Raw genomic sequence first — 8,064 nt, forward strand, 5'->3', positions numbered from 1 at the left:
GGCCACGCCCACGGACCAGCCCACGGCCACGCCCACGGACCAGCCCACGGCCACGGACGAGCCCACAGCCGAGCCGGCCGAGCCCACGGCCACGTCTTCGACCGACCCGGATGAGCCGCTGGCCAGTACCGGTGCCTCGATCCTCGTCCCGCTCCTCATTGCGGGTGCCGCCCTCGGTGGTGGATCGGTGCTCGTCGCCCGTCGTCGTTACAACGGCTGACGCAGAGGAGCTGACGCTCCCCTGACCTGACTGTCCCCGGGACCGCATCTCGCGGTCCCGGGGACAGCCGTCTGTCAGGGGCGTTCCGCGTCAGAGCTCGACTGAGTACGTCCTCAGTGGGGCATAAGGAACGTCCCATCCCACGCAAGACATCTGTTGACCTGTGCCTGAAGGTTGGTTGTTAACACCATTAATGCCATCAGCACAATGACTGGACGGTGATATTCGCCGTCGAATCCCCCGCTCTAGCACAATGAAGAACGAATCTGTCTATGACGACTCCCGCCTCCGGGCGCGTCAGAACCCTCGCGGTGACGCTCCTGTTCGCGCTGATCGCCAGCCCGGCCGTTGTGATACCAGGCGTCGCGGCGCCCGTCCCGCCGTGCTCGCCGCCATGGCCCTGGGCGAGCAGGGAGTCGCCCTCGCCAGACCCGTGACCCGGGTCTGGCGAGGGCCTTCTCGTGGGCAGTGCTACCCATGACGGAGGGAAGCCTCCCGGAGATACAGTAATTTCACCGGTAATTAATGCAGCATGATTCCGTCATGCGGTTGCATGACGGGGACACCGAGGAAATTCCATTTCTCCTGGTGAAGGCCCCGTGATAATGCGCCCTACCGGCCGAATCAGTCATCGTTGCAGGTGGTCGAATGGCGGTGTGTGTCGCACGCATCCATCTCGCACGCCACCGACATGCCGCTGATCCGCAGGCATGCTCGCAGCCATACGTCCCGGAGGTTCTTGTGCGACACCGCTCCTACACCCCCCGATTCCTCATCATCCTGTCTCTCCTTCCGCTCCTCATTGCCTCGGTGATGCTCCTTGCTCCTGCTGCTCCAATAGCGGTTGCCGGGGAGGGGGACGGTGCCGACTCAGGCGGCGACAACGGTGAGAGCTCTCAGGAAGCGGGTGACAACTCGGGTGCCGCCGGCCGGGACTCCGACCCGACGGGCCAGTCGTCCCAGGAACCTCCGTACACGGCCGCTCCCTTGCCGACTGCCCAGATCGACGGCGTCGCCTGGGGGCAGCTTGTCGTTGGAGACGTGGTTTACGTCGTCGGCGATTTCCAGGCCGCCCGTCCGGCCGGAGCGCCCAAGGGGCAGCAGGAGGTTCCTCGTTCCAACATCCTGGCCTACGACATCCACAGCGGAGAGCTCATTGAGGACTTCACCCCCACTCTCAACGGTGCGGGACGGAGCCTGGCTCTCTCCGAGGACGGCAAGACCCTCTACGTCGCTGGGGAGTTTGATCAGGTCAATGGCGAGTGGCACAGCCGCCTGGCTGCCTTTGACGTCTCCCAGGACCACGGAACCCTCATCTCCTCCTTCAGCCCCGTGTTCAGCACGACCGTCAAGGACATCGCAGTCGCCGGAGACACTCTCTATGCCGGGGGCTACTTCACCAAGGTGAACGGACAGCAGCGGGTCCGGCTGGCCGCCCTCAAGGCCTCCACCGGCGAGCTCATGGACTGGACCGCCTCCGCTGAGGGGCCCAATGCCCAGGTCTACGCGATCGACGTCTCGCCGGACCACTCCAAGGTCGTCGTCGGCGGTTCCTTCTCCTCGATCAACGGCTCGAGCAAGCCCGGCTACGGGATGGCGCTCCTGGATGCCACCACCGCCGAGCTGCTGCCCATGCCCGTCAATGACGCCGTGCGCGTGGCCGGACAGAAGGCCGCCGTCTTCGACATCGCCGTCGACGATGCCGGGTTCTACGCCACCGCCTACTCCGCCGTCGGGCGCCTCGACGAGGCCAACTTGGAGGGTGCCTTCAAGGCCGACTGGAACGGTGAGCTCGTCTGGCTCGAGCCCTGCCACGGTGACACCTACGGGATCGCCCCCACCCAGGAGATGGTCTACACGGTCGGGCATGCCCACTCCTGCGAGACCATCTACGGGTTCCCCAACATGCCCGAGGTTCGCAAGGACGGTCCGCACCCCCTGTACGTGCGCGCCATGGCCTTCACCAACAGCCCCGACATCACCATCCGTCACCAGGGGGTAGTCGATGGCTACCAGGACTGGTCGACCTCGGGCTACAAGAGCCCCACGATCGTCGGCTGGTACCCGGGCCTGCAGGCGGGTACCAAGACGGGCATGTCCCAGGCAGCCTATAAGGTTGACGTCACCGATGAGTACGTCCTCATGGTGGGTGAGTTCATCGAGGCCGATGGCAAGATCCAGCAGGGAATCGTGCGCTACCCCAAGCGGGCCGGTCAGCCCACGCTGCCGCCCGAGGGCAAGGCTGAGACCCTGGCGGCCAAGGCCGAGGCGACTGCGTCGGGCTCGGTCGACGTCAGCTTCACCGCCACCTGGGACCGCGACGACCCGACCCTGACCTACAGCCTCTACCGCGATGACGAGACCACGCCAGTGGCCACCGAGAAGATCAACGACACCCGCTGGGCACTGGGATCTCACACCCTGAAGGACATCGGCAGCCCGAGCGGTGAGCACACCTATCGCCTCGTGGTCTCCGACCCCAGCGGTAACACGATCACCGCCCAGACCCCCAATGTCACGGTCTCCAAGGCCTTCGACAGGAATGCGGATCAGGCCGGTGGCGTCAGGGGCGGTCAGGGATAGGGCCAGGATCCGGCTGAAAACAATCCTGACTACCAGGAGCGGCGGGGCGGTTGTGCACCACGTCGGACCGAGGCCATGGAGAGCGCTGAGGTCGACGGCTCCGGTGAGACGGCGGAGGCCGCCTGCCGGCCGGGGTGGATCGACGGCGGCGGAGGAGGGGGTGGTGGGGCATCCGGCGGGTCGGGGCTGCGGTGACGGCCGCTGACCGAGACCTGAACCGGCGTGAGGTGACGGGTCTCAGCAGCGGGCTCCTCCGTCAGCGGCGCCACGAGGGTCAGTCGCGGCTTGGACATCCGCCGACGTCGGGCCTGGAGCTGTCGACGCGAGGGCGTTTGCTGACGCGCCGACGGCGGGCGGGGGCCGGAGCCCGAATCCGGGCCGGGTTCCTGGCCGCGGGGCGAGGCCTGAGGGGGGTGGGCTGCTGTGTCAGTCTCAGATGGCGGCAGCGGGGTCCTGGTCCGACGACGGCTCGTCGTCGTCGGAAGCGAGGCGGCGTCCTGCCACTCGGTCGGCGATGGTTGCCGGCCCGTTGACGGCGAGACGATACGACGGCGGGTGGGAATGCCCGGGGTCGAGGTCGATGTTGGTGCTGAGACGCGCCGCCGGCCGTGAACCGGAGCGGCGGATGCCGCCGAAGTGGGCGGGTGCTGGAAGGAAGGGGCTCCGGCCGGAGACGCGGAGGATGCCGGGACCGTCTGTCCAGTGGGAAGAGCGGTGCTGCGTTGAGCGGGAGCGTCGGGGGGGCCTGGGGAACGGTGGCTTCCGGAAACAGGTGTCGACGTGTACGGCTGGACCGCGACCGAGGGCGATGCCGGCACCGTCAGGTCCTCAGGGACAGGGATCGGTGGTGGCAGAGGAGCATGCGTGTAAGACTGGGGTTGCACGGGGGAGCCGGTTCCTGCGGAGACGGCGGAGCGCAGCGGCGCGGACACTGCCGGCATCGCGGTCGTCTGTTCGGGCGCCTGCTGCGCGGCGAAGGCCGGAGCCGAGACCGACGATGATCCCGACACCGCGGCCGCCGAGGCAGGTGAGGGCAGAGATGAGGTGGACGGCTGCTGGGGCGACGAGGTCAGAGCAGGCACCGGAGTGGACGCGGACTGGGAGGCAATGGCCCCGGGGGGCTGAGCGTGCCCGGCGGCCTGTGAGAAAGAGGCCTCGGGGGAGGGCGTGACCGGTGGCTGAGGCTGAGTGTGAGCCTGGAGCTGCTGGTCGGAGTCCGGTGCCTGCTGCTGGGCTGGAGGCGGACTTGGCCGTAGCAGGGTCAAGGCCTTCTGTCTCAGGGCACGCAGGACGTCCATCACGCGCCCCGATCCGTCCTGCTCACCATGCTCGGCGCCGGGCTCTGCGCTGCGGCGGTGACGGAGCATGGCGTAGGAGATCGAGGCCAGCAGGCCCAGCAGTAGCCCAGAGACTGCTGCGGCACGGGCACCGGGGCGCTCAAGGGTGGTGTTGTCCGTGGTGGCCGGCGACGTCGTGCTCGTCGTCATCCCCAGGGCCTCCTTGCCCAGCAGGTCGCCGGAGGAGATCTCCTTGTTGAGGGAGGCCGCCGTCGCCTGGGCCATGTTCGTGGCCTTCTGCTTGCTGTCCGCTTTGGCGGTGATGGTCAGGACCAGAGTCTCGGGCGGGTTGGTGACTGTCAGGGCGTCCGACAGGTCAGAGGCCTTCATCTTCAGGGAGCTCGCTGCCGGCTCCAGTACCTTCGGGCTTGTGGAGAGCTCCACCACGGTGGGCATGAGCTCCTTGGCCTGGGTTGAGAAGGAGGGGGAGTCCTTGGACTGGGGCTGGATGCCCAAGGTGGTGGTTGCCACCGCCACCGGTTTCGTCGACAGGGCGATTCCCAGCCCGGCCAGGGTGCATACGAGCAGGATGACGAGGCAGGCCACAAGATTCCTGCGGATGGCGTGGAGGATCTGCGAAGGCTGCACGCTGCTCCTCATCTGGTCTGGGGTCGGTCTGGGGCCGGTCTGGATCTGGTCGGTTCCGGCGTCTTCGGCGTCCTGACGGATCCTCGGATCCGTCAGGACGCCAAAAGGCTATGGGCCAACCTTAACCGTAAGATCACGCTCGGGTCTCAGTGACTGTAGTAGCCTTCGCTGCGCCCCCGGTCACGCCGGGAGTCTCCGTTTGCGCGGGTTCCCATGATGTGGTGAGTCTTTCACCGGGGCCGTGCGGCGGGCGAGGACCTTCGGGACCTCCGTCAACGCAGTGGAGAAGGTGCCGGAGCCGGCCTGATGCGGTTGAGGCCGGCGGACTTCTTCCGACCCCCTGACCTCCGTCAGGGTATCGGAGAGGTTCCCAGCGTCTTCTCCGACAGTTCCCACGGCACCCAGCAGACCACGGGCGTGCCGCCGGAGTGCTCCGGCAAGCCCGTCTGCCGGTCGCCGACCGGTCAGCAGTTCAAAGGAGGAACGATGTCCTTGGCCAGGACGCTGTTCATCATCCTCCCCATGGCGGCGGTGGCCCTGGCGGTGCTGCTCCTCGTGGCCGACCGCATCCACCGTCGTCCTATCGTCGGGGCGGGACTGGTCATGTGCGTCATCGGGTTCGTGCCGGTGTGGGTGATGATTCCTGCCGACCCCAACGTGCCTCCGGCCAGCCTGGCCTGCTTCCTGGTGATCGTCGCCCTTCTTCCCGGCTTCTCGTGGCGTCTGACCAGTGGGGACCTCATGGTGGTTACCGCATGGGGGCTGGCGGGCCTGGCCGTCGCCATGGGCACACCGCTCAACTACCTCCTGTCCGAGGTCGTCTTCGGGGCCCTGCCCGCCTACCTGGCCGGGCGGCTGCTTGTGGAGCGGATCGGACTGCGGCGCCTGGCCGAGGTCCTGGCGATCGTCTGGATCGTGGTGTCGGTGCTGGCGCTGTTTGAGGCCGTCACCACCGTCAACCCCTTCAACTACATCACCGTCCACAACAACCTCTACGAGGAATGGGCGCCGTCCCTGGCCCGGGGGAGCTTTACCCGTGTCGAGGGGGCCTTCGGCCACCCCATCGCCCTGGGAGTCTGTCTGGCGGCGGGGATCCCGCTCATCCTGGCCACGAGGTGGAGGCCGGGCTACCGGATCGCGGCCGGCGTCCTCGTCCTGGGGGCGACCATCCCGACCTTCTCCCGCACAGCGATCGCCTGTGCCGTCATCGCGGTCGTTCTCAGCCTCATGCAGGTGCACACCAATATCCCCGCCCTATGGCGGATGGGCTTCCTCACGGCCCTGGTCGCTGTGGGCAGCGTCCTGCTGCCCCACATCCTGGGCGTCTTCGACGAGGCCGGCCGTGAGCAGGAGGACTCGGCCGGTTACCGTGGCGACATCCTCGTCCTCGTGCGCCAGCTCAAGCCGCTGGGACTGTCCTCGGCCTACCAGAGGTCAGGGGACTCTGTCGCCTGGAGCGGCTACAGCTCCATCGACAACCACCTGCTTCTGACTGCGTTGCGCTTCGGCTGGATTCCTGTGGTGCTCGTCATGCTGGGGATGCTGGTCTACCTGGCCCGGGCCCTCGGCCAGCGCTCCAACTCCGCCCAGATCGCCCTGCTCAGCCTCATCCCGGCCTACGGCACGGTCGCCTTCATCACCCAGATCGGTACCGTCGTGTGGCTCATCGCCGGCATGGCGGCCTCGGCGCAGCTCTCCGTCCTGCTGGAGAGTCGCAACAACACCGCTGGTGGGGGTGTGGGCGTCGTCGCTGGACGCGACAACCCCTGGAACCGGCTCCGCAGTCGCGACCGCTCCCACGGGGCCCTCGCCGGTCGGCCGGCCCGCTCTGCCACCCACTGCGCCGGTGGTACCGGGGCGGGGAATCACTAGACTCGCGGCCGTGCTCCTGACTGCGCTCCTGCCCCCGCTGCTCGCCGACGCCGATATCGCCCGCACCGTTCGCGCCGCCTCCTCCCGCTCGCGCTCCGACCACAGCCTCGTTGTGGCGCCTGGCGCCCGTCCTGCCATCCTGGCCGCCATGGCCCTGGGCGAGGAGGGCGTCGACCGGGTCGCCGGCGACGATGCAAAGTCGGCCGGCTCGGCCGCCATCGGGCGGAAGGGGACTGACGCAGGTGAAGCCTCCGGCACGCCCCTGCTGGTCGTCACCGCCACCGGCCGCGAGGCCGATGAGACCGCCCTGGCCCTGCGCAGCTACCTGCCGGCAGACGACGTCGCCGTCATGCCCGCCTGGGAGACCCTGCCCCACGAGCGCCTCTCGCCGCGCGCCGACACCGTCGCCCAGCGCCTGTCCGTCCTGCGCCGCCTGGCCCACCCCGAGGAGGGCGGGGAGATCCGTGTCCTCGTCGTCCCCGTACGTGCCCTGCTGGCCCCCGTCATCGCCGGGCTCGGCGAGCTCGAGCCCGTCCAGCTGGCCCCCGGCCTGACTGTGGGCCTGGAGGAGACCGCGCGCCGTCTGGAGGCCGCCGCCTACACGCGCGTCGACATGGTCGAGTCCCGCGGCGAGTACGCCGTGCGCGGCGGCATCCTCGACGTCTTCCCGCCCTCCGAGCCCAGGCCGGTGCGCGTGGACTTCTTCGGCGACGAGATCGACGAGGTCTCCTCCTTCGCCGTCGCCGACCAGCGCACCATCGAGGCGCTGGGCGCCGTGACCGCCACCGCCTGCCGCGAGCTGGTCCTCACCGACGCGGTGCGCGAGCGCGCCGCCGCCCTGACCGACGCCGTCCCCGGCGCAGCCGACATGCTGGAGAGGATCAGCCAGGGCATCGCCGTTGAGGGCATGGAGTCCCTCGCCCCGGTCCTGGTTGATGCGATGGTCCCGCTGCTTGACCTCGTCGGCGACCGGCTCACAGTGCTGCTGGAGCCCGAGCGGGTGCGCAAGCGCGCCGAGGATCTGACTGCCACCACCACCGAGTTCCTCGCCGCGGCCTGGACCTCGGCGGCCTCCGGCGGCACGGTCCCCGTCGACCTGTCCGCCGCGGCCTTCGCCCACCTGGCCGAGGCCCGGGCCCTGGCCCTGTCCTCCAACCGCGGCTGGTGGTCCTTCACCGCCCTGGCCGCAGGCCCCGACACCACCCGCCTGGACCTCAGCGACCCGCACACCTATCGCGGCGAGCTCGAGCGGGCGGTGGCCGACCTGGGCCGGCTGGCCCGCCAGGGCTGGACCGTCGTCGTCGCAACCGACGGCCCCGGACCCGGCCGGCGCATGGCTCAGCTCCTGGGCGACGGCGACGTACCCGCCCGCATCGTCGACCATCTCTCCGAGGTCGCCGAGCTCGGCCGCGACGGCGACTGGGCCCCTGACCCGGCCGCCTCCGCCGAGACCGACGGTTCGGT

The 8,064-nt window shown here is 68.9% G+C and carries 4 protein-coding genes and 1 pseudogene; 4 read left to right on the forward strand and 1 reads right to left on the reverse strand.

What is annotated here, in order from left to right:
- Positions 1-220, forward strand: a 220-nt coding sequence (locus tag RWR81_RS11125; protein ID WP_314457776.1) for an LPXTG cell wall anchor domain-containing protein, incomplete at its 5' end; no start/stop codon positions are given.
- A 741-nt stretch (positions 221-961) separates the two neighbouring features.
- Complete coding sequence (locus tag RWR81_RS11130; RefSeq protein ID WP_314457778.1) at positions 962-2,803, forward strand: hypothetical protein; 1,842 nt, start codon at positions 962-964, stop codon at positions 2,801-2,803.
- Positions 2,804-2,832: 29 nt separating this feature from the next.
- On the opposite strand, the gene RWR81_RS11135 is transcribed toward RWR81_RS11130, so the two are convergent.
- The gene (locus RWR81_RS11135) at positions 2,833-4,728 is read right to left on the reverse strand and encodes a chain-length determining protein (protein WP_314457780.1); all 1,896 of its coding nucleotides are present in this window, start codon (positions 4,726-4,728) and stop codon (positions 2,833-2,835) included.
- 486 nt (positions 4,729-5,214) lie between these two features.
- Here RWR81_RS11135 and RWR81_RS11140 point away from each other — a divergent pair, with 486 nt between their 5' ends.
- Together RWR81_RS11140 and RWR81_RS11145 are read left to right on the forward strand one after the other, a co-directional pair.
- Positions 5,215-6,600, forward strand: coding sequence for a hypothetical protein (locus RWR81_RS11140; RefSeq protein WP_314457782.1), 1,386 nt, complete (start codon positions 5,215-5,217; stop codon positions 6,598-6,600).
- Between the two features lie 10 nt (positions 6,601-6,610).
- Positions 6,611-8,064 (forward strand): annotated as a pseudogene (locus tag RWR81_RS11145) (transcription-repair coupling factor); the annotation flags it as partial.

The organism is uncultured Actinomyces sp. (assembly GCF_963526355.1).
Classification (GTDB): Bacteria; Actinomycetota; Actinomycetes; order Actinomycetales; family Actinomycetaceae; genus Actinomyces.

What these genes read in the sequence shown, in the direction of transcription:
- RWR81_RS11140 (WP_314457782.1), top strand. Translation starts at nt 5,215, where the DNA reads ATGTCCTTGGCCAGGACGCTGTTCATCATCCTCCCCATGGCGGCGGTG.